General features: G+C 64.5%; 21 protein-coding genes. 13 read left to right on the top strand and 8 right to left on the bottom strand.

Translation table 11 applies throughout. The features are described from left to right. Window positions 1-28 precede the first annotated feature (28 nt). The 5 genes from JG747_RS03690 to JG747_RS03670 form a co-directional block, all read right to left on the bottom strand. Entirely contained in the window at window positions 29-202 is a 174-nt protein-coding gene (locus tag JG747_RS03690; RefSeq protein WP_019862329.1) for a hypothetical protein, read from the bottom strand. A gap of 140 nt (window positions 203-342) precedes the next feature. Continuing rightward, window positions 343-825, bottom strand: a complete 483-nt coding sequence (locus JG747_RS03685) for a DUF2127 domain-containing protein (RefSeq protein WP_019862330.1) — start codon at window positions 823-825, stop codon at window positions 343-345. Between the two features lie 136 nt (window positions 826-961). Continuing rightward, the gene (locus JG747_RS03680; RefSeq protein WP_019862331.1) at window positions 962-1,339 is read right to left on the bottom strand and encodes a YkvA family protein; all 378 of its coding nucleotides are present in this window, start codon (window positions 1,337-1,339) and stop codon (window positions 962-964) included. Between the two features lie 125 nt (window positions 1,340-1,464). After that, window positions 1,465-1,644: a hypothetical protein gene (locus JG747_RS03675; protein WP_027047588.1), complete on the bottom strand. Its 180-nt coding sequence runs from the start codon at window positions 1,642-1,644 to the stop codon at window positions 1,465-1,467. Between the two features lie 96 nt (window positions 1,645-1,740). Further along, entirely contained in the window at window positions 1,741-3,762 is a 2,022-nt protein-coding gene (locus tag JG747_RS03670; protein WP_051112929.1) for a transcriptional regulator, read from the bottom strand. Between the two features lie 214 nt (window positions 3,763-3,976). Here JG747_RS03670 and JG747_RS03665 point away from each other — a divergent pair, with 214 nt between their 5' ends. The 3 genes from JG747_RS03665 to JG747_RS03655 all read left to right on the top strand — a co-directional run bounded on the left by JG747_RS03665 (window position 3,977) and on the right by JG747_RS03655 (window position 6,990). After that, the gene (locus JG747_RS03665; protein ID WP_202361178.1) at window positions 3,977-5,065 is read left to right on the top strand and encodes a PLP-dependent cysteine synthase family protein; all 1,089 of its coding nucleotides are present in this window, start codon (window positions 3,977-3,979) and stop codon (window positions 5,063-5,065) included. Between the two features lie 12 nt (window positions 5,066-5,077). After that, window positions 5,078-6,565: a pyridoxal phosphate-dependent decarboxylase family protein gene (locus JG747_RS03660; RefSeq protein WP_051726883.1), complete on the top strand. Its 1,488-nt coding sequence runs from the start codon at window positions 5,078-5,080 to the stop codon at window positions 6,563-6,565. 68 nt (window positions 6,566-6,633) lie between these two features. Next, a complete protein-coding gene (locus JG747_RS03655) occupies window positions 6,634-6,990 on the top strand; it encodes a hypothetical protein (RefSeq protein WP_027047591.1) in 357 nt (118 codons plus the stop codon). Window positions 6,991-7,052: 62 nt separating this feature from the next. On the opposite strand, the gene JG747_RS03650 is transcribed toward JG747_RS03655, so the two are convergent. Then, window positions 7,053-8,567 (bottom strand): winged helix-turn-helix domain-containing tetratricopeptide repeat protein, encoded by a 1,515-nt coding sequence (locus JG747_RS03650; protein WP_202361177.1) that lies wholly within the window; start codon window positions 8,565-8,567, stop codon window positions 7,053-7,055. 229 nt (window positions 8,568-8,796) lie between these two features. On the opposite strand from JG747_RS03650, the gene JG747_RS03645 reads away from it, so the two are divergent. The 10 genes from JG747_RS03645 to JG747_RS03600 all read left to right on the top strand — a co-directional run bounded on the left by JG747_RS03645 (window position 8,797) and on the right by JG747_RS03600 (window position 17,614). Continuing rightward, window positions 8,797-9,045, top strand: coding sequence for a DUF1127 domain-containing protein (locus JG747_RS03645; protein ID WP_244748325.1), 249 nt, complete (start codon window positions 8,797-8,799; stop codon window positions 9,043-9,045). Between the two features lie 143 nt (window positions 9,046-9,188). Continuing rightward, window positions 9,189-9,560, top strand: coding sequence for a hypothetical protein (locus JG747_RS03640; protein ID WP_019862338.1), 372 nt, complete (start codon window positions 9,189-9,191; stop codon window positions 9,558-9,560). 111 nt (window positions 9,561-9,671) lie between these two features. Beyond that, entirely contained in the window at window positions 9,672-10,298 is a 627-nt protein-coding gene (locus JG747_RS03635) for a CDGSH iron-sulfur domain-containing protein (protein ID WP_202361175.1), read from the top strand. 58 nt (window positions 10,299-10,356) lie between these two features. Further along, the gene (locus JG747_RS03630) at window positions 10,357-10,659 is read left to right on the top strand and encodes a cupredoxin domain-containing protein (RefSeq protein WP_202361174.1); all 303 of its coding nucleotides are present in this window, start codon (window positions 10,357-10,359) and stop codon (window positions 10,657-10,659) included. Window positions 10,660-10,834: 175 nt separating this feature from the next. Continuing rightward, on the top strand, window positions 10,835-12,877 hold the full coding sequence (locus JG747_RS03625; RefSeq protein WP_019862341.1) for a hydantoinase/oxoprolinase N-terminal domain-containing protein: 2,043 nt from the start codon (window positions 10,835-10,837) through the stop codon (window positions 12,875-12,877). A 269-nt stretch (window positions 12,878-13,146) separates the two neighbouring features. Next, window positions 13,147-15,318 (top strand): malate synthase G, encoded by a 2,172-nt coding sequence (locus JG747_RS03620; RefSeq protein WP_202361173.1) that lies wholly within the window; start codon window positions 13,147-13,149, stop codon window positions 15,316-15,318. 310 nt (window positions 15,319-15,628) lie between these two features. Next, window positions 15,629-16,213 (top strand): DUF308 domain-containing protein, encoded by a 585-nt coding sequence (locus JG747_RS03615; RefSeq protein WP_064985343.1) that lies wholly within the window; start codon window positions 15,629-15,631, stop codon window positions 16,211-16,213. A gap of 132 nt (window positions 16,214-16,345) precedes the next feature. After that, entirely contained in the window at window positions 16,346-16,933 is a 588-nt protein-coding gene (locus tag JG747_RS03610; RefSeq protein ID WP_202361172.1) for a TetR/AcrR family transcriptional regulator, read from the top strand. A gap of 194 nt (window positions 16,934-17,127) precedes the next feature. Further along, entirely contained in the window at window positions 17,128-17,439 is a 312-nt protein-coding gene (locus JG747_RS03605; protein WP_069090636.1) for a DUF3303 domain-containing protein, read from the top strand. After that, complete coding sequence (locus JG747_RS03600; RefSeq protein WP_202362397.1) at window positions 17,423-17,614, top strand: hypothetical protein; 192 nt, start codon at window positions 17,423-17,425, stop codon at window positions 17,612-17,614. The genes JG747_RS03605 and JG747_RS03600 overlap by 17 nt, the downstream gene beginning before the upstream one ends. 21 nt (window positions 17,615-17,635) lie before the next feature. Here the strand turns inward: JG747_RS03600 and JG747_RS03595 are convergent, their stop codons facing one another. Both JG747_RS03595 and gshB read right to left on the bottom strand, forming a co-directional pair. After that, a complete protein-coding gene (locus JG747_RS03595; RefSeq protein WP_202361170.1) occupies window positions 17,636-19,168 on the bottom strand; it encodes a YifB family Mg chelatase-like AAA ATPase in 1,533 nt (510 codons plus the stop codon). A 522-nt stretch (window positions 19,169-19,690) separates the two neighbouring features. Then, on the bottom strand, window positions 19,691-20,632 hold the full coding sequence (gshB, locus tag JG747_RS03590; protein ID WP_019862348.1) for a glutathione synthase: 942 nt from the start codon (window positions 20,630-20,632) through the stop codon (window positions 19,691-19,693). Between the last annotated feature and the right edge of the window lie 123 nt (window positions 20,633-20,755).

Below are 20,755 nucleotides of genomic sequence, written 5' to 3'. Positions count from 1 at the left end.
TTTCCGCCCGATACTGCCGATCTCGCGATCAGTCCCGCTTTGGCGTCACGGGCGCGCGTGCCGGATTGTCGACGCTGTTCTCATTCACCTGGAAGGCCTTTCCTTCGACCTTCTTTTTCCTGAGATCGTCGCCGGTCTGCGGTTGCGGCGGACCCTCGGGATTTTGCTCGGTGTTTTCGTTGACGTCGAGGGCTCGGGTCATGATGTCCTCCAGGGCTGTCCTGGAAGACAATGTTCGACGCGGCACGCGGTTCCGCCGGCAAAGCAGGCGCGCCTTGCAATCAGGCGTTTGTGGCCGGACAGCAGCAGCGTTTACCGTCGGTCCACCTTGTGCCGGCACCGTCATGCCGGCTTGTGCTGTCGCACGATCCTCCACTCATGCCAGATCAACACCATCACGACCGCATCGAAGACGGTCAGGACCAGCAGGCCGGGTGAATGGGTGTATGAGTAGCGGTAGACTTGATAGATCATGAACAGGCCCAAGGCCGCGAGCGAGGCCGGGTAAGACCAGAGCTTGCCTCTCAAAAGCCCGACAACCAGGGCAAGCTTTATCAGGCCGTGGCTGAGCAGGTAGAAGGCGTAGAACTGTTTGCTGGCGATCGAAAAATGGCTTGCCATCTGCGACAGATGCCCAGCTATGAAATCGTTCGGATCTTCGATCAATTCTTCCGCGGTGAGGGCATTGACCCAGGAGGCGATGGTATCGGTGGTGACGACATAGAGCAGAAGCCCGCCGATGCATTCGATCAGGGCATGCGCGCCCTTCAGCCATACGCTGACTTCGAAGATCTGATGGATGCGGTGTTCATCGACGGGTTTCAACAATCCACCTCACAACCAGCCACGTGGTACGACTGGCTTACCGCGACAACTCCCGGCTGGACAATCTGGTGACCAAAGTTCTTTAGGCCGCCAACGGACGCGTTCAGAACGCGATCGACGGGACGGCTCTTCAGGATCAGCCCGCGAAGTACCGATACCCCAGCCATCCCGCCAGCGCCACCGAAGCGACCCAGATACAGGCGATGATCAGCGCCGCGCCGCGGCTCACCGGCCTGTCGACAGCGAGGGCGGCGGCCGCCCTGTGTTCTGCCATGACCTCGGGCGGTATCATCTTGACCACGGCAAGGATGCCCAAGGGGACCAGGACCGCATCGTCGAGGTAGCCAACCACGGGGATGAAATCGGGAATCAAATCGATTGGCGACAAGGCGTAGCCCGCGACACACACAGCAAGCGCCTTGGCGTACCATGGCGTTCGGGGATCGCGCGCGGCAAGGTAGAGCGCATGCACGTCGCGCTTGATCGCCCGGGCCCATTCGCTCAATGTTGCCATTGGATGACCATAGCGCCAAAGGATGACGCGCCCAATAGCGCACGCTGGCCGCCTGGCAGGATGGCTGGCGGCCCCTCGACATGCGCGGCCGTCCAACAGGCGTTCGCGGCCGGTTGTGGTGCCGCCTATCGCACGGATCCGGTAACGGTCCGGTCTACATCCGGAACGGACTTGCGGTCATTGCCGGCAAGCGCGGCTATGAGCAGCAGGCTGGCCACCACCGGAACGAACAGGACGGCGACACGGGCCTGTACATGAAGAATGGCGCGCCATTCGTTGCTGCGCTTGTCCGGGCTGTCGCTCATCATACTCACTTTGCCATGGACCCCCCGAGGGGTCACATAGAGGTGAACTGTTAAGCAACTCCTTCCGACTTCGTTAACGGGGCCGCAAGCGCGAAATCAGCTGAGCCCGATGCGCCTCGCGCCTTGCCGGAACAGCGCCTCGGCATCGGGGTCGAAGCGGAAGGTGCCGATGAAATCGTCGGCACGGTAATCAGGCAATGTCCTGCGGATCGCGGCGGCGAAGCCGCGCGCCTCCTCGAGCCGGCCGGCAAGCGCCAGGCAGTGCGCGGCGATCGCCAGGATGATGGTATGCGCGTTGGGCCGCGCCGCCGCCTTGAGCGCCCATTCGGCCGCCTCCTCGAACTGGCCGAGCCGGACATGCGACATGGCGCGCGACCCCAGCATGCCGAACAGCAGCGGGTCGAAGGGGCTGAGATGCCGCGAATGGTCGGACGAGCTTATCGCCGCCTGCGGGTCGCCCGACTGCGAGTGGACGAAGGACAGCGCGTAATGGCCAAGCGCGAAATTCGGGCTGAGATCCACCGCCCGCTCCAGTTCGGAGAGCGACCCGTCCTGCTCGCCGCGCAGCCACAGCGCCCGGCCCATCGCCCAGTGCGCGGCCGGATTGTGATCGTCGACCAGCAGGCTGTGGCCGGCGCTCTCATAGGCCAGCGCGCTTTCCCGGTCGCGGTCGCCCCAGCGCTGGAAGGCATTTTGCCAGTGGGTGAAGGACAGGCCGGCATAGGCGCGGGCAAAGGTCGGATCGAGCTGCAAGGCCTTGTCGAAGAAATGCCGCGCCTGCTCGTTCTCGGCCTGGGTGAAGCGGTACATGTGCCAGAGGCCGCGATGATAGGCTTCCCAGGCATTGAGCGAGTTGGGCGCCTTCAGCATGGCGCGGTTGCGCTCGACCGTTTCGATCTCGGCCGAGATCGACGACACGATGCTGTCGCCGATATCGTCGAGCACGGCAAAGAGGTCGTCGGGCCTCCGCTCGAAGGTTTCGGCCCACACAATCCTGGCCGTGCGCACCTCGACCAGCTCGACGCTGACGATCAGGCGGCCGGTCAGGCTGCGCACCGTGCCGGTGGCGACATAGTCGACGCCAAGCTTTCTGCCTGCCTCCTCGGGTGCGATGGCTTTCTCGGCCAGCGCGAAAACCGATCCGCGTGCGATGACGAAGAAATCCCTAAGCTTGGCAAGCCGGGTGATGATGTCGTGGGTGAAACCGTCGGCGAGCCCGCCACGCCCGCCGCTTTCCTCGACAAAAGGCATCACCGCCAGCGACGCCTGGCTTGGCTCGACCGTGGCCACGTCATCCGCTGTGACCACCAATTGCGGCAGTGTGGAAAGGCCGGCCGGCTGTGACTTGAGCGGGCTGCTTGACTGTTGATGGCGGATGGCCTGCCAGGCCGCGCGAAGCGGGGCGAAATCCAGCTCTTCCGACTGGAATAGGCGAGCAGCCGACGCCAGATGCTCCTCGGCCGCGCCGATAGCGCCGCGCTCGGCCAGATTGGATAGCAAGGCCAGATGAGCGCGCGTGTCGAAAGGCGCCAGCTCGACCCATTTATCGAGATGCGTGGACATTTCGGGCGAGCCCGCCGGATGGTTTGCGGCAAGCTGTTCCAGCACGGCGGCGTGGTATGCGTGAAAACGCCGGCGCTGGGCGACCAGCCAGCCGTCGAAAAGCGGGCTCCGCTCCAGCTCCAGCCCGTCGAGCAGATCGCCGGCGAAGAGTCCTGCCAGCGCCTGCAGCCGCTCCACATCAAGCGTAGCGATCCCTTGCGCGGCGGCATGGCTGATCTCCAGCGCATCGACATGGCAGCCTTCGAGATCGAGCGCGACCGTATCGCCTGGCGTGATGACCCGACGCCGGTCCGGCGTGTCGAGGGCGGCGCGCAGCTTGCTCAGGCACCAGCGCAATTCGCCGCGGGGGTCGTTGGGCACATCCCACAGCAACTCGCACAGGCGGCCACGGCCCACGGCGTGCGGCGCCAGCACCAGATAGGCCAGGAGCGCGCGCAACTTGCGCGATGCCGGCAGCGCCACTGGCACGCCGTCGCGCAGGATTTCCAGCGGTCCGAGCAGGCGCAAGGACAGGATCGGCCTGTCAGCCTCCAGCCTCGATGGTGCGGATTCCACGTGCGTTTCCACGCCTGCTCCCACGCTGGCCCGTCGACCCTTGCTGTATCACCAAACGTGACACGGCGCATCCGGGGCGAATCTCGCGCCGGATACCGTCATTGCCGCATCGTCGGCATGTCAGTCCTAGCGCGGCCATGTCTCGAAACCTCGCCGCCCAACCCGCCGGTTTGTAACCGGCCTGTGAAGACGAACACGATCGAGGAGATCAAACATGTTGAATCGACAGAAAATCAGAACCACCACCGGGCGCGGTCGCCTGTTCGACAGCATTCTTGACACCGTCGGCGACACGCCGGTGATCCGCATCAATAATCTGGCACCGGCCCATGCGACAATCTACGTCAAGGCCGAGTTCTTCAACCCCGCCGCCTCGGTGAAGGACCGGCTGGCGCTCAACATCATCGAGGAGGGCGAGCGCAGCGGCGCGTTGAAGCCCGGCCAGACGGTGGTCGAGGCAACCAGCGGCAACACCGGCATTGGGCTGGCCATGGTCTGCGCGCAGAAGGGTTATCCGCTGGTCGTCACCATGGCCGACAGCTTTTCGGTCGAGCGCCGCAAGCTGATGCGCATGCTCGGCGCCAAGGTGGTGCTGACGCCACGCGCCGAAAAGGGTTTTGGCATGTACAAGAAGGCGGTGGAACTGGCCGAGGCCAATGGCTGGTTCCTCGCCCGGCAGTTCGAGACGGCGGCGAACGCCGCCATCCACGAGGCCACCACGGCGCGCGAGATCATCAATGATTTCGCCGGGTCGCGGCTCGATTGCTTCGTCACCGGCTATGGCACCGGCGGCACGGTCGTCGGTGTGGCGCGCGTGCTGCGCCGTGAGCGGCCGGAGACCCGCATCGTGCTCTCCGAACCGGCCAATGCGCAGCTGGTCGGCAGCGGCAAGGCGCAGCAGCGCGGTGCCCATGGCGCCCCTGCCGCCAGCCACCCGGCCTTCGAGCCGCATCCGATCCAGGGCTGGACGCCGGACTTCATCCCCAACGTGCTGCAGGAAGCCATCGACGCTAGCCTCTATGACGAGGTGGTGCCGATTGCCGGACCCGAAGGCATGAAGTGGGCCAAGGCCTTGGCGCAGAAGGAGGGCATCTTCACCGGCATTTCCGGCGGCGCCACCTTCGCCGTGGCGCGGCAGGTCGCGGAAAAGGCGCCGGCCGGATCGGTGATCCTGTGCATGCTGCCCGACACCGGCGAGCGCTACATGTCGACGCCGCTGTTCGACGGCATCGAGGCCGAGATGGATGCCGAGGAGATGGCGCTGTCGCGCTCGACGCCCGGCTGCCAGTTCCCGGCGGCTTGACGGAGACCGGTCATGGACATCGCGCAGGAAACCCTCGGCGTGGCCGCCGAGGAAACGCTCGACCCCGCCGACTGGGCCGCAGTGCAAGCCCTGTCGCACCAGGTCATTGATGATGCTGTCGATTACCTCAGCGACATCAGGGACCGCCCGGCCTGGCGCGAGATGCCGGCGGAGGTGCGAGAAGCCTTCGCGGCACCCTTGCCGCGATCGCCGGCGCCGCTGGCCGCCGTCTACGGCGAGGTGTCGCGCACGGTGATGTCCTATCCGATGGGCAACATCCATCCGCGCTTCTGGGCCTGGTACATGGGGTCGAGCAACTTCACCGGCGCGCTCGGCGATTTCCTGGCGGCGATCCAGGGTTCCAATCTCGGCGGCGGCAACCACGCCGCCGGGCTGATGGACAGCCAGGTGGTCAACTGGTGCAAGCAGATGCTGGGCTTTCCCGCTTCCGCCTCTGGCACGCTGGTCAGCGGCGGCTCGATGGCCAACATCATCGGCCTGACCGTGGCGCGCAACACCAAGGCCGGCATCGACGTGCGCGAGCACGGCGTCGCCGCAATCGAAAAGCCGCTGCGCTTCTATGGCTCGGACCAGATCCATTCCTGCCACCGGAAGGCGATGGAAGCGCTCGGCCTCGGCAACCGGGCGCTGCGCCGCATCCCGACCGATGCCGGCCTGCGCATCGACATACCGGCCTTGCGCGCGGCGATATCGGAGGATCGCGAAGGCGGTTTCAATCCGGCCTGCGTCATCGGCAATGCCGGCACCGTCAACACCGGTGCGATCGACGATCTGCGGGCGCTCGCCAAGCTCGCGCATGAGGAAGGCCTATGGTTCCATGTCGATGGCTGCATCGGCGCGCTGATCGCGATCGCGCCCGACAATGCGCATCGCGTCGCCGGCATCGAATGGGCGGATTCCGTCGCGCTCGATCCGCACAAATGGCTGCACGCGCCGTTCGAGGTCGGCTGCGCCCTGGTCAGGGACGCCGTCGCGCATCGCCGGACCTTCGCGGTGACGCCGGAATATCTGGAATCGACGCCGCGCGGCCTCGCCTCAGGCGAATGGCTGCACGATTACGGCCTGCAGACCTCGCGCGGTTTTCGCGCGCTGAAAGTCTGGATGGCGCTGAAGGAACATGGCGCCGATAAATTCGGCCGCCTCATCGACCAGAACATCGCGCAGGCCTCCTATCTCGCCGGGCTGATCGAGGCCGAGCCGCTGCTGGAGCTGGCGATGGCGCCGACCATCAACATCGTCTGCTTCCGCTACCAGCCCGGCGTCACCGGCGAGGCACTGAAGGCGCTCAACACCGAGATCATGCTGCGGCTGCAGGAAAAGGGCATTGCCGCCCTTTCCGACACCACCCTTTATGGCGAACACTGGCTGCGCGTGGCGATCGCCAACCACCGCACAAGGCGCGACGATCTCGATCTTCTGGTCGGCGAAACGGTGCGGCTGGGGCGGCAGATCATGGCGGAAGGTTCTTCCGTGAAATAGTTCCAAAAGCGAAGCGACAGGCATGGGCGGTCATGCGATTCTGCGGTGGTGATTCGGGAGGTCCGACCGTGACGCTGTTTCGTATGGCCGTGCTCGCGGCGCTCGTCTGCACGACCTCGGCCAAGGCCGCCGACATGGCCTTCTTCGTCAAGAACCTGCGCAAGGAAGCGGTAGCGGTCGAGCTGTTCAGCCGCGACCGCGAGACCGTCTGGCCGGGCAACGGCAAGGTGTTCCTGATCGACCCGAATTCCCAGAAATCGGTGCCCCTTTCCTGCAATCAGGGTGAGCGCATCTGCTATGGCGCCTGGGTCGACGGCAATGACCGGATCTCGGCCGGCGTCGGGCCTGATAACGACCAGCCTTGCGACACCTGCTGCTTCATCTGCGTGGAACACACGACCGAGACGATCGATCTGGTGCCGTGATTGGCCGGGCGTCACCAGAGCAATTCCGGGAAATTGTGAAATGGTTTCGGTCAGGAATTGCTCTAGGGAAGGCCCGCCTTGCGAAAACCGTCGACGAAATGATCGCGCATCGCGGTGTCGCGGAATGGCTCCGTCCAGACCCAGTAGCTGGTCGTGAAGTGCGGGTTGCCGATGAGGAACATTTCGACCTCGGCCCGCGCCTCGTCGAGCCGGCCGAGTTGCGCCAGGCTCGCCGCCAGGAAACGGCGTGAGCTCGTCCGGTAAGTCTCCTCCCGGCGCAAGGTCTCGACGGCGGCTTCGTAGTCGCGCGCCGCATATTGTGCTTCGCCGAGCGTCAGATAGTACCAGCTTGCCGGATAGGGATTGAGCCGGAACGCCTTGCGGATGTGCTCGAGGCCTTCCTCGACTCGTCCGGCCAGCACCGCGATGTCGGACAAGGTCGCCCAGGCGTCGGCCTCGTTCGGGTCGAGTTCGAACGCTTTGGCGAATTCGGCTTCCGACTCTTCGAAACTGTGCTCATAGGCGAGCAGATTGCCGAGCACCCAACGGCAGCCGGCATCGTTGGGATCGATCGCCACGGCCTTGCGCGCCAGTTCCAGCGCGATGCGACGGTTGGGGTCGACCGGCTCGCCCCAATGCACCCATCCCATCCAATGGTTCATGGCAAGCCAGCGATGAGCCTCGGCGTAGTCCGGGTCGAGAGACACCGCGCGCGTCAGCAACAGATGCGCTTCCCTTGCCGTCTGTGGTGATTCGTCGATCAGCTTGCGCGCCCGCACGCACAGATCGTAGGCCTCGAGATTTGTCGGCCGGTTGCGTGGCGGCGGCGCCCGCAGCCGTCCGAGCAGCGCCTCGACGATCTTGGCCGTGGCCTCGTCCTGAACGGCAAATATGTCGTCCAGGCCGCGATCGAAGCGTTCGGCCCACAGATGCTCGCCGCTTATCGCGTCGACCAGCTGGGCGTTGATGCGCACGCGCCCCGCGGCGCGTCTGGCGCTGCCCTCCAGCAGATAGCGCACGCCAAGCTCTTCGGCGATCGCGCGCACGTCCATCGCCTTGCCCTTGTAGGCAAAGGTCGAGTTGCGGGCGATGACGAACAGGCCCGGGGCCCTGGACAAGTCGGTGATCAGATCCTCGGTTAACCCGTCGGCGAAGGCCTCCTGCTCGGGGTCGTTGCTGAGATTGACGAAAGGCAGCACCGCTATCGATGGCTTGTCGGGCAGCGGCAAGGGTTTACGCTTTGCCCGGTGGAGCTTTTCGATGGCGCCCGTGAAGCGGTAGCCGACGCGCGGAACCGTCGATATCCATTCTCCGCCATCGGCGGGCGGACCAAGCAGCTTGCGCAGCTGCGCGATCTGGACGGTGAGGTTGCCTTCCTCGACCGCCGTTCCCGGCCACGCCGCATCCATCAGCTCGGCTTTCTCCAGGATTTCGCCGGGCCGTCCGACGAGCGCGGCAAGCAGCTTCAGCCCACGATAGCCGACAGCAACAGGATCGTCGTTCCGAAGCAGCGTTCCCGCACCCGGATCAAGTACGAACGGACCAAAGGCAAAGCGCGATCCCTGCATAGGGCGCATCTATAGAGCAATTCCGCGAAAAGTGTGAGGCGGTTTCATCGGGGAAAGCGCGCGGCGCCTCCCTAGGGAATGGCGTCAAAACAACGCGTTAGCGCCTGTTTGGAACTTTTGAGAACTATTTGGCGGGGCTTAATTACGGCGCCCTCCATATCCTGCAGAATTCAACCTCGTTCAGATCAAAGGCCGCCCATTCTCAAGCCTGTGGGCGCCAAAACATATGGAGGTTGTCATGACCAATATCTTTGCTTCGGCCCCGCATCAGGCAGTGCGGTGTAGAGCGCGCGTGGGGCAGACATCGCGCCGGCGCTACAGCCTTGCCACCTTGCGGAACACCATCGCGGCCTGGCGTCAACAGACACGCTATCGCTGGGACCTCAAGCGGATCTCGGAAGTCAATCCGCATCTGATCGACGATATCGGCCTGACCAGGCGGGAGGTCGATGAAGAGATCGCCAAGCTGCCGTTCTGGCAACGATAGGGCGAAGCCTGCAATGACGCCGGTTCGTCGTTTAGCTCCCGCGATTCTATCAGGGATTGTCGTCATCCCCCTTTAGCACCGGCCCCCGTCATGGCATGATGACCCCATCGGCCGTGGGGGCCGATTCTTCATCGGGGGTTTCCATGTCTTTCATACCAGCGCGCCGGCTTGCCGCCGCGTTCTCGCTTGCCATCCTTTTTGCACCAGCCGCCCATGCCGGCGACGTCACCTTTGCCATCAAGAACAGCCATCCCAACGCCATGCGCCTTGAGCTCTACAGCCAGGATCGCGATTATGTCTGGCCGGGCAACGGCAAGGACTTCTATCTCGATGACGGCGAGACCAAGTCGTTGCCGATCTCCTGCAACGAAGGCGAATCCATCTGCTACGGCGCCTGGGTCGATGGCGACGAGGGCACCTATTGGGGCGTCGGCCCCGGCAACAAGGAAAAATGCGAGGATTGCTGCTACACCTGCAGCGGCGGCGAGACCGAGGAGATCAATCTCGTCCCCTGACCGGTTTGCCAGCTTGACGGTCTCCCCCATGGGAGCGATAGCCTGTGCCGATACCCAAAGCGCGCCGCGTCGGTTCAGCCGCGACGCGCCCCAGGCAAGAGGAGTACGGCAATGGCAGGCACGGTCGAGGGTGAGAAGATCGACGTCGGCTTTTCCGGCAAGCGCTGCATCCATTCGCGCAATTGCGTGCTCGGCGACCCGCATGTCTTCGTGCCCAACGCGCCGGGGCAATGGATCCATCCCGACGCGGCCAGTGTCGAAAAGATTGTCGCCATCGCCGAAAGCTGTCCGTCGGGCGCCATCACCTATGTCAGGAAGGATGGCGGGCCGCAGGAACAGCCGCCGGTGGTCAACACCGTGCGGCTGCGTGAAAACGGCCCGCTTGCCGTGCACGCCGAGATCGTCCTCGACGGCGAAACCTTCTATCGCGCCACGCTGTGCCGCTGCGGCGCTTCGGAAAACAAGCCGTTCTGCGACGGCAGCCACAGCAAGGCCGGCTTCACCGCCACCGGCGAACCGCCGCTGAAGGACACGCCGGCGCTCGAAGCGCGCAACGGCCCGCTGAAAGTGACGCCGACCACCAACGGCCCACTCAAGCTGGAAGGCAATGTCGAGATCGTCACCGGCACCGGCCACACGATCGACCGCACGCAGCGCACCTTCCTCTGCCGCTGCGGCCACTCGGCCAACAAGCCGTTTTGTGACAATACGCATAAGAAGATCGGCTTCGTGGCATAAAAGGCCGTTCGCCAGCGTTAGTGTAGGATGAGGGTTCGCGCTCAGGAGGAAATCCATCATGCGCACCATGCTCGTTCTTGCTTTGCTTGCCTTTGCCGTGCCCGCCTACGCCGCCAATCATGCGGTCCAGATCAAGGGCATGAAATTTAACCCACCGAAAATCGCGGTCGCCGTTGGCGATACCATCATTTTCACCAATGCCGACTCGATGACGCACACCGCCACCGCGCTCGATGGCTCCTTCGACACCGGCCATCTCGCCACCGGCAAGAGCGCCAAGGTCAAGGTATCGGCGGCCGGCGCACATCCATTCCATTGTGCGATCCACAGCTCGATGAAGGGCATTGTCACAGCCAAATAGCGGCAGCCTCGCCAGAGGGTCCCTGGCGTTGCGGTCAAAGCCGCCGATCCCCTCCCAGGGGGAGATCGGGGATCCTATTGCGGTCATCGCGTGTTGGCCCAGCGCTCGTGGCTTTATCGGCCGGCCGCGATAGGCTAAGGGCGGGAAGCAAAATTCCCCACCGCCCGGACTGCCAATGACCGCCAAGACCAAGTCAAAACCTCTGTTCCTCGGCATCGACACCGGCGGCACCTACACCGATGCCGTGCTGTGGTCCGAGACGGAGGGCCCGCAGCAGGGGCCGAACAAGGGCAAGGTGCTGGCCAAGGCCAAGGCGCTGACCACCAGGCATGATCTCGCTGTCGGCATTTCCGGCGCGGTCGACGCGGTGCTCGAAAAGGCCGGTACCGATCCGGCCGCGATCAAACTGGTCTCGATGTCGACGACGCTGGCCACCAATGCGCTGGTCGAGGGCCAGGGGGGCCGCGTCGCGCTCGTCATGATCGGCTTTTCCGAAGCCGACCTCGCCCGCGATGGGCTGAAGACCGCGCTCGGCACCGATCCGGTGGTGTTTTGCCCGGGCGGCCATGATGTCCACGGCAATGCCGCCAAGCTCGATCTGTCAGGGCTGGAAGAGGCCCTGCCGGAACTCGGTGCCTCGGTGTCCGGCTTTGCCGTGTGCGCCTATTTCGCCACCCGCAACCCGGCGCATGAGATCGCCGCCCGCGAACTGATCCGCGACAAGACCGGCCTGCCGGTCACCGCGAGCCACGAACTCTCGGCCAAGCTCGGCGGCCCGCGTCGGGCGCTGACCACGCTGCTCAACGCCAGGCTGATCTCGATGATCGACCGGCTGGTGGCGGCGACCGAAGGGTTTTTGCAAGCCCGCAACATCGCCGCTCCCCTGATGGTGGTGCGCGGCGACGGTGCGCTGGTCTCGGCGGTGTTCGCCCGCCAGCGGCCGATCGAGACCATCCTCTCCGGTCCGGCGGCCAGCCTGGTCGGTGCCCGCCACATGACCGGGCTCGACAATGCCGTGGTCTCCGACATTGGCGGCACCACCACCGATGTCGCCGTGCTCGACAAGGGCCGGCCGCGCCTGGATCCCGAAGGCGCCACCGTCGGAGGCTTCCGCACCATGGTCGAGGCGGTCGCCATGCGCACCTTCGGCCTTGGCGGCGATTCCGAAGTGGCGCTGGAGGACGGCGCGCTCAATCCAAAAATCCTGCTCGGGCCGCGCCGCCTGGTGCCGCTGGCGCTGGCCGGCATGGCGCATGGCGACGCCGTCAAATCGGAGCTCGAACGCCAGCTGCGTTCGCCCAATCCCGGCCGCATGGACGGCCGCTTCGCGGTGCGCACCGGCGTGCCGGACAGGCTTGCGGCGGGTCTCACCGCTCCGGAAGCGCGGCTTTACGAGGCGATCGGCGCGACGCCGCTTGCCCTCGACAGGTTGCTGACGTCCAATGCCCAGAACGCCACCTTGAACCGGCTAGTCTCGCGTGGGCTGGTGCATATCTCAGGCTTCACCCCGTCGGACGCAGCACACGTGCTGGGCAAGCAAGCCAATTGGGATGCCGCCACCGCCCGCCTCGGCGCCGAGCTGTTCGCCCGCAAGCGCGATGGCCGTGGCCAGCCTATCGCCGCGTCGCCGGAAGTGATCTCGGAGCGCGTGCTGGTGACGCTGACGCGCTGGTCGGCCGAATACATCCTCGAAACCGCCTTCGCCGAGGACGGGCTCGATGGCGCCGCGACCGTGGCGCACGCGCTGGTGCAGCGCGCCGTCGATGCCCATCCCGGCATCGCCCGGTTGAGCGTCGCGCTCGACCGCCCGGTCATCGGCCTCGGCGCTTCCGCGCCGCTGCACTACGCCGGCCTGGCGCCCTTGGTCGGCAATGACTGCGTGGTGCCCGAGGACACCGATGTCGCCAACGCGCTCGGCGCCGTCGTCGGCCAGGTCAGGGTCTCGGCCGAAGCGCGGGTCAGCCAGCCCAGGGAAGGGCTGTTCCGTCTGGCCTCCGGAGAAACGGTGCGCGATTTCCTCGACGAGGCTGCGGCGATCGCCGCTGCCGAGGCCGATGTGCGAGCGATCGTGGCCGAGCGCGCCCGGGACGCCGGTACCGACAATGCCGAGATCGACGTCGCGACCGAGTTCAAGGTTTCCACCGTCGAAGCCCAGCGCATGTTCATCGAGGCGCATGTGGTGGCGGTCGCCTCGGGACGGCCAAGGATCGCGATGTGAGCGCCTTCCTTCTCCCCGTTCACGGGGAGAAGGTGCCCGAAGGGCGGATGAGGGGCAGAGCCAAGGGAATGCAGTTTCACTGTGCCGCCCGTTCGGCCAACGCCGCGCCGCCCCCTCATCTGGCTGCCGCCATCTTCTGCCCATAGAACGGGGAGAAGGACGCAGCTTCGCCAACCTTGCCTAAATGTCCCCTTCACCTTAAGCCGAATTGACCCTGTAGACCTGACATGCCAAAGGCCCGCCCGAGCCTTTCGTCTGGAGACAAGCTGATGACCGATCGCATCGAGATCGCTGGATTGCGGATTGCCCGCGCGCTGCATGATTTTGTGGCTGGCGAGGCCGTGCCCGGCACCGGCATCGCCGCAGATGCGTTCTGGAACGGTTTTTCGGCCATCGTCCACGACCTCGCGCCGAAGAACCGGGCGCTGCTCAAAAAACGCGACGCCATGCAGGAAAAGCTCGACGGCTGGTATCGCGACAATGGCGCGCCGGTCGACATGGAGGCTTACAGGGGCTTCCTGAAAGAGATCGGTTATCTCGTTCCCGAAGGGCCGGCCTTCAGCGTGTCGACGGGAAATGTCGATCCCGAAATCGCCGTTGTTGCCGGGCCGCAGTTGGTGGTGCCGGTGATGAATGCGCGCTATGCGCTCAACGCCGCCAATGCGCGCTGGGGTTCGCTCTACGATGCGCTCTATGGCACCGATGCCATTCCCGAGACCGGCGGCGCGGAAAAGGGTAAAGGCTTCAACCCGGCGCGCGGCGCCAAGGTCATCGCCTGGGCCAAGGATTTCCTCGACCAGTCGGTGCCGCTCACCTCGGGCAAATGGGCGGGGGTCAACGGCCTGTCGGTGGCGCATGGCGCGCTGAAGCTTGGCGCCGGCGCCGGCGGCACCACGCTGGCCGACCCCAGGCAATTCGTCGGTTATCGCGGCGATGCCGCCAACCCCGATGCCGTGCTGCTGGTGAAGAACGGACTGCACATCGAGATCGTCATCGACCGCAACAACCAGATCGGCCGCACCGATCCGGCGGGCATTGCCGACGTCATCCTGGAATCGGCGCTGACCACCATCCAGGACTGCGAGGATTCGGTCGCGGCGGTGGATGCGGAGGACAAGGTCGTCGTCTACCGCAACTGGCTCGGCCTGATGAAGGGCGACCTCGCCGAAGAGATCAGCAAGGGCGGCAAGACGTTTGTCCGCAAGCTCAACCCCGACCGCGCCTACACCGCGCCCGGCGGCGGCACGCTGACGCTGCCCGGCCGCTCGCTGATGCTGGTCAGGAACGTCGGCCACCTGATGACCAATCCGGCGATCCTGGACCGCGACGGCAACGAGGTGCCAGAAGGCATCATGGACGCCGCGCTGACGGCGCTGATCGCACTGCACGATGTCGGGTCGAAAGGCCGCCGCGCCAATTCCCGCGCCGGCTCGATGTATGTGGTGAAACCCAAGATGCATGGGCCGGAGGAAGTCGCCTTCGCAGTCGAGATCTTCGACCGTGTCGAGGCGCTGCTCGGCATGGCGAAGAACACCATCAAGATGGGCATCATGGACGAGGAGCGGCGCACCACTATCAACCTCAAGGAAGCGATCCGCGCCGCGAAGGAACGCGTGGTGTTCATCAACACCGGCTTCCTCGACCGCACCGGCGACGAGATCCACACCTCGATGGAAGCCGGCCCGATGATCCGCAAGGGCGACATGAAGCAGGCCGCCTGGATCTCCGCCTACGAGGCCTGGAATGTCGACACCGGGCTCGAATGCGGGCTCGCCGGCCATGCCCAGATCGGCAAGGGCATGTGGGCGATGCCGGATCTGATGGCGGCGATGCTGGAACAGAAGATCGCGCATCCCAAGGCCGGCGCCAACACCGCCTGGGTGCCGTCGCCGACGGCCGCGACCTTGCATGCCACGCACTATCACAAGGTCGACGTCCATGCCGTGCAGGCGGCGTTGAAGAGCCGGCCGAAGGCGAAACTCGACGATATCTTGTCCGTTCCGGTGGCCGTGCGGCCGAACTGGACACCCGACGAGATCCAGCGCGAACTCGACAACAACGCTCAAGGCATTCTGGGCTATGTCGTGCGCTGGATCGACCAGGGCGTCGGCTGCTCGAAAGTGCCCGACATCAACGATGTCGGCCTGATGGAAGACCGCGCCACGCTGCGCATCTCCTCGCAGCACATCGCCAACTGGCTGCGCCACAAGGTGTGTTCGGAGATCCAGGTACGCGATTCCCTGCAGCGCATGGCGGCCATCGTCGACCGCCAGAATGTCGGCGATCCGCTCTACCGGCCGATGGCGCCGGATTTCGACACCTCCATCGCCTTCCAGGCCGCCTGTGACCTGGTGTTCAAGGGAACCAGCCAGCCCAACGGCTATACGGAGCCGGTGCTGCACGCGCGGCGGCTGGAGCTGAAGGCGCGCGATAGGACCTGAAAAGCAGGGCCGGCCCCAAGCGCCTCGCCGCCTGCGCCACGCGCTCTGATGCGGTAGGAAATCGCCTCGACGCTGTGGATGCGCCCGACCGTCTCGCTGGCGCCGGCCAGTGCGCGCGCTAGCGAAGGCTGCCACTCAAGTCAAAAACATGCCTAAAGCAGCCACTGTCGTTCCTTGGCGCCAGCGCAGGCGCAAGCGAATGCTGATCACATAAATGCGATGTCGAGGTGACCGGCAATCAGTTCCAGGCGCCTTGACGACCATTAATCTACCTACTAGTTGGTAGGTAGATTAAACGAGAGACCCCATCATGCCTGGACAAATGAACGATCAGAGCCCGTCATCAAACGGCTGGCTCAAAAGCTATTACTATCTGCGGTTTGCCGTATCGGCAGCCTGGGTTGTGGCGGCTTTCACCGTCGCGAAAAGCAGCCCGCCGCTCGCTGCCGCCATGCTGGTTGCCTATCCTGCATGGGATGCGCTTGCGAATTACATCGACGCCCGGCGCACCGGCGGGCTCGGCCGCAACAAGTCGCAATTGCTGAACTTCGCCGTCAGCATCGTCGCCACGATTGCGGTCGCCATCGCGCTCGGTCACAGCATGAATGCGGTGCTCTCGGTCTACGGCGTCTGGGCCGTTGTCTCCGGCGTGTTTCAGCTCCTGACCGCGGCGCGGCGCTGGAAAACCAACGGTGCGCAATGGCCGATGATCCTGAGCGGCGCCCAATCGGCGCTGGCGGGTCTGTTCTTCGTCAAGATGGCCGGCGGCACGGAGATCATCGGCATCGCCAATGTTGCACCTTATGCCGCGTTCGGCGCCTTCTACTTCTTCGTGTCCGCTCTGTGGCTGTCGGTCAGCGACGTCCTTCGCAAGTCGCCGCGGGTCGCAAGTTAGGGCAATGTCAGCAAAAGTGTGAGCGCTTTCCCTTGGGAATCGCTTCAAAACAAACGGGTTAGAGCGGTTCGCCGGTTTCCATGAAACGGCGAACCGCTCTAAGTGCAGAGGAGCCCTCCGCCGGAGCAAGTCATGAGCAAGCCTTCGAACACCGCCGACGAGATCCTGGCCGCCGCGCGAGCCTTCATCGTCGCGGGCGGCTACAATGGATTCAGCTACGCCGATATCGCCGAGGTGGTTGGCATCCGCAAAGCCAGCATCCATCACCATTTCCCCAGCAAGGTCGACCTCGTGCAGACCCTGCTCAAGCGTTACCTCGAGGATGCCGTCATCGGCATGGGAGGGCTCGAGCGCGATGTCCCCGAACCGCCCGAGTTGCTTCGAACCTATGCCGGCATCTGGGCCCGATGCATCGAGGATGCGAGCGTGCCGTTCTGCGTCTGCGCGCTGCTTGCCAGCGAGCTGCCCGCCCTTCCGCCGGAGGTTGCCGTGGAAGTCCGGGCGTATTTCCAGTTTCTCTCGGGATGGCTGACTGGCGTCATCGAGCGCGGCGCAGAACAGAGGACACTGGCAATATCGAATGCGCCGCGTGTGGAAGCGGAAGCCTTCATGGCGACCGTCCACGGGGCAATGCTTTCCGCGCGAGCCTATGGCGATGCCTTGACCTTTGGCATGATCCTGACGCCGACGCTGCAGAAGTTGATCCCCGCGACCGATTGATCCGGGCAAAGGCGGATCGGCCCGACGCGCGGTTTAATTGACCACAATGTTAGCATAGGTGGCTCCCCCGAAGCCGCACCTGTAGCTCCCAGCGACGGGCTGGTCGCGCGCGTGTCGTGATGCCTACCTCTTTTTGAAGGAGGGGAGCTACAATGCCGCTCGGGGATTTACGGTCACCCCAGAGGGAGGAGATTATGAAATACCTCGTAAATTGGAACGAGCGGCCACAGGGATCGGCGATCGAATACGAGAACGTCCAAAAGCGCATCCTGAAAATCTTCCGGCACTGGGAGATACCCAGCGAAGTCAAGGTACATGCCTTCGTGGCGCGGGTGGGTGAATGGGGTGGCAGCATGCTGATCGAGGCAGATGACCCGCTGGTAGTCCACAAAATGTGTTCGACCTTCCCGGCGTTCCAATTCGACGTCCATCAGGTCATCGACGTTCAGGACGCGGTCCGCGTCGAGATGGAAGCTATCAAATGGCGGGATGAACTTCCTTCATGAGCGGCAGCCGACGAGGCTGCGCATCTCGCAAAAGCCGGACGAGGCGACGCATTCGGAGCGCACTCGCTTCACCGGCTTCGTGGGATTCAGCCGGGTGCGCTCACGAAGCAGGTCGCGCACCGAGGCATGGATGCCGGCTTTGGGGCGAGACAGTACCTGGGTGCTGCGCAAGTGATTGGCGACGGCGGAAGGCGCTCTACGCCGCCTGCGCCACGCGTTCCGAACTCATGCGATAGGAAATCGCTTCGGCAAGATGGATGCGGCCGACGGTTTCGCTGGCGTCGAGGTCGGCCAGCGTGCGCGCCACTTTCAGCACGCGGTGATAGGCCCGCGCCGAGAAAGCGAGTTTCTCGCTGGCGTCCTTGAGCAGCGACAGGCCGGCTGCGTCGGGCATCGCGAAGTCCTCGATGACAGAAGGTGCGCAATGGGCGTTGGTGGTGGCGCTGGTCACGCCGAGCCGTTCGAAACGCTCGCGCTGCAGGGTGCGGGCGCGTGCGACGCGCAGCGCCACATCAGCACTCTTCTCCGCTCGATCCGGCCTTATCAGGTCGCTGGCCGAGACCGCCGGCACTTCGATCCGCAGGTCGATGCGGTCGAGCAGCGGACCGGAAATGCGTGCCTGATAATCGGTGCGGCAGCGTTCGCCGCGCAGGCAGCGATAGCCCGGTTCGCCGGCCATGCCGCAGCGGCACGGGTTCATCGCCGCCACCAGCTGGATGCGCGCCGGATAGGTGACGCGGTGGTTGGCGCGCGCGATCATGCAGTCGCCCGTCTCCAGCGGCTGGCGCAGCGCGTCGAGCGTCTGCGGCGTGAATTCGGGGAACTCGTCGAGGAACAGCACGCCGTGGTGGGCGAGCGAGACTTCGCCCGGCCGTGCGCGCAACCCGCCGCCGACCATTGCCGCCATCGAGGCCGAATGGTGCGGGGCGCGGAACGGCCGCCGGTCGGTCAGCTTGCCTTCGCCGAGCTCGCCCGCCACCGAGGCGATCATCGAGACTTCGAGCAATTCCTTCGGCGCCAGCGGCGGCAGGATCGACGGCAGCCGCTGCGCCAGCATCGATTTTCCCGAGCCTGGCGGGCCGACCATCAGCAGATTGTGGCCGCCGGCCGCCGCCACTTCCAGCGCCCGCTTGGCCGTCTCCTGGCCCTTGATGTCGGCAAGGTCGGGCAGGTCGCGCGCCGCGGCGTGGATACCGGCCTCCGGCCGCGACAGCACCTGCGTGCCACGGAAATGGTTGGCGATGGCGATCAGGCTGCGCGGCGCCAGAATATCGAAGTCCTTGCCGGCCCAGGCGGCTTCCGGCCCGCAGGCGAACGGACAGATCAGCCCCTTGCCCTCGGCATTGGCGCCGATCGCCGCCGGCAGGGCACCGGCGACGGCGGCAATGGTGCCGTCGAGCGACAATTCGCCAAGCACGACATAACCGGCCAGCATGTCGCCCGGAATGGCGCCAAGCGCGGCCATCAGGCCAAGCGCGATCGGCAGATCGTAATGGCTGCCTTCCTTGGGCAGGTCGGCCGGCGCCAGATTGACCGTCACCTTCTTCGACGGCATCGACAGGCCCGACGCATGCAGCGCCGCCTGCACCCGCTCACGGCTTTCGGCCACCGCCTTGTCGGGCAGGCCGACGATCTGCATGCCGACCTTACCGGGCGCGATCATCACCTGCACGTCGACCGGCACGGCCTCGATGCCCTGGAAAGCGACCGTGCGAACCCGCGCCACCATTTTCCCACCCCGGATATGGGCCGCAACCCATGCGATAGGCCTGGAACGTGGCCCCGGCAGAAGACAATCACAGATTGCCGGTCAAATCAAGAACATTACGAGAACAAGGCAATCGCTATGGTTGCAGCCGGATTGAGCCCGGTTGAAAAGGCGGAACATGGTTAATACGAACTGAAAACGGAAAATATCGCTGTGTGCCTATGACCGCAGTGAGGCGCGACATCGTCACAGAATTGTCAGCCCCAGTCTCGCGGCAGGTCTCATTTCGATCCACCCAGGGAGTGAATATGAGCAGCCATGAAAATGACTGCCAGGATAACCAGTATCGAAGCAAGTCCGTAAAGGCTTCGGTCCTTCTCGTCGAGAGGACGAAAGAATTTACCTCGCATGCTGTCAACCCAAATAAATTCACCAGTGATGCCGCAATACCGAAACAAACGGCGAGTATTAAAAAGACATTTCCATATAGGATGCTTGCCACATTTCTCCTCCAGGGTCGCTTAGGCAGCAGGGTGTCGGAGGTTACTTCCGCTTCCCCTCGACCGCATCCCAGAACAGGCTGGCAATGTCGGCGCCGCCGAAGCGCTGCACTTCGCGCACGCCGGTCGGCGAGGTAACGTTGATCTCGGTCATGTAGTCGCCGATGACGTCGATGCCGACCAGGATGAAGCCGCGTTCCCTGAGCGACGGCCCGATGCGGGCGCAGATCTCGCGCTCGCGCTCGGTCAGTTCGGTCTTCTCGGCGCGGCCGCCGACATGCATGTTGGAGCGGGAATCATGCTCGGCCGGCACGCGGTTGATGGCGCCGACCGGCTCGCCGTCGATCAGGATGATGCGCTTGTCGCCCTTGCGCACATCCTTGAGGTAGCGCTGCACGATATAGGGCTCGCGGAACAGCTGGCCGAACATTTCGAGCAGCGAGGCGAGGTTGCGGTCGGCCTCGTGCAGATGGAAGATGCCGGCGCCGCCATTGCCGTAGAGCGGCTTGACGATGATGTCGCCGAATTCCTTGCGGAAGGCGGCGACTTCTTGGCTGTCCTTGGTGATCAGCGTGTCCGGCATCAGGTCGGCAAACTCGGTGACGAAGATCTTTTCCGGGCTGTTGCGCACCCAGGCCGGGTCGTTGACGACCAGCGTCTTCGGGTGGATGCGCTCGAGGATATGCGTGGTGGTGATGTAGTTCATGTCGAAGGGCGGATCCTGGCGCAGCAGGACGACGTCCATCTCCGACAGGTCGGTGCGCACCTTGTCGCCCAGCGAGTAATGGCTGCCCTTCTCGTCGCGCACCTGCATCTCCTCGATGCGCGCAAACACCTTGCCGTCGCGTAGCGACAGCCGGTCGGGCGTGTAATGGAACAATTGGTGGCCGCGCCGCTGCGCTTCCAGCGACAGCGCGAACGACGTGTCGCCGGCGATCGACACGGTGGAGATATGGTCCATCTGGACGGCGATTTTCAGCTTCATGGCGGGTCCCCAGCGCAGTCGACGAGAGCGATATAAGGGTCGCCGCGCCTTCTGCCAATCGCGACATCTGAAGATCGGCAACAGCAGGGCACAATCCCCGCCAGCCCGATCGCGACAAGGCAA

The organism is Mesorhizobium sp. 131-3-5 (genome assembly GCF_016756575.1).
Classification (GTDB): domain Bacteria; phylum Pseudomonadota; class Alphaproteobacteria; order Rhizobiales; family Rhizobiaceae; genus Mesorhizobium; species Mesorhizobium jarvisii.
Note: the sequence above shows the minus strand (reverse complement) of the source record. Positions and strands in the feature narration are given on the sequence as shown.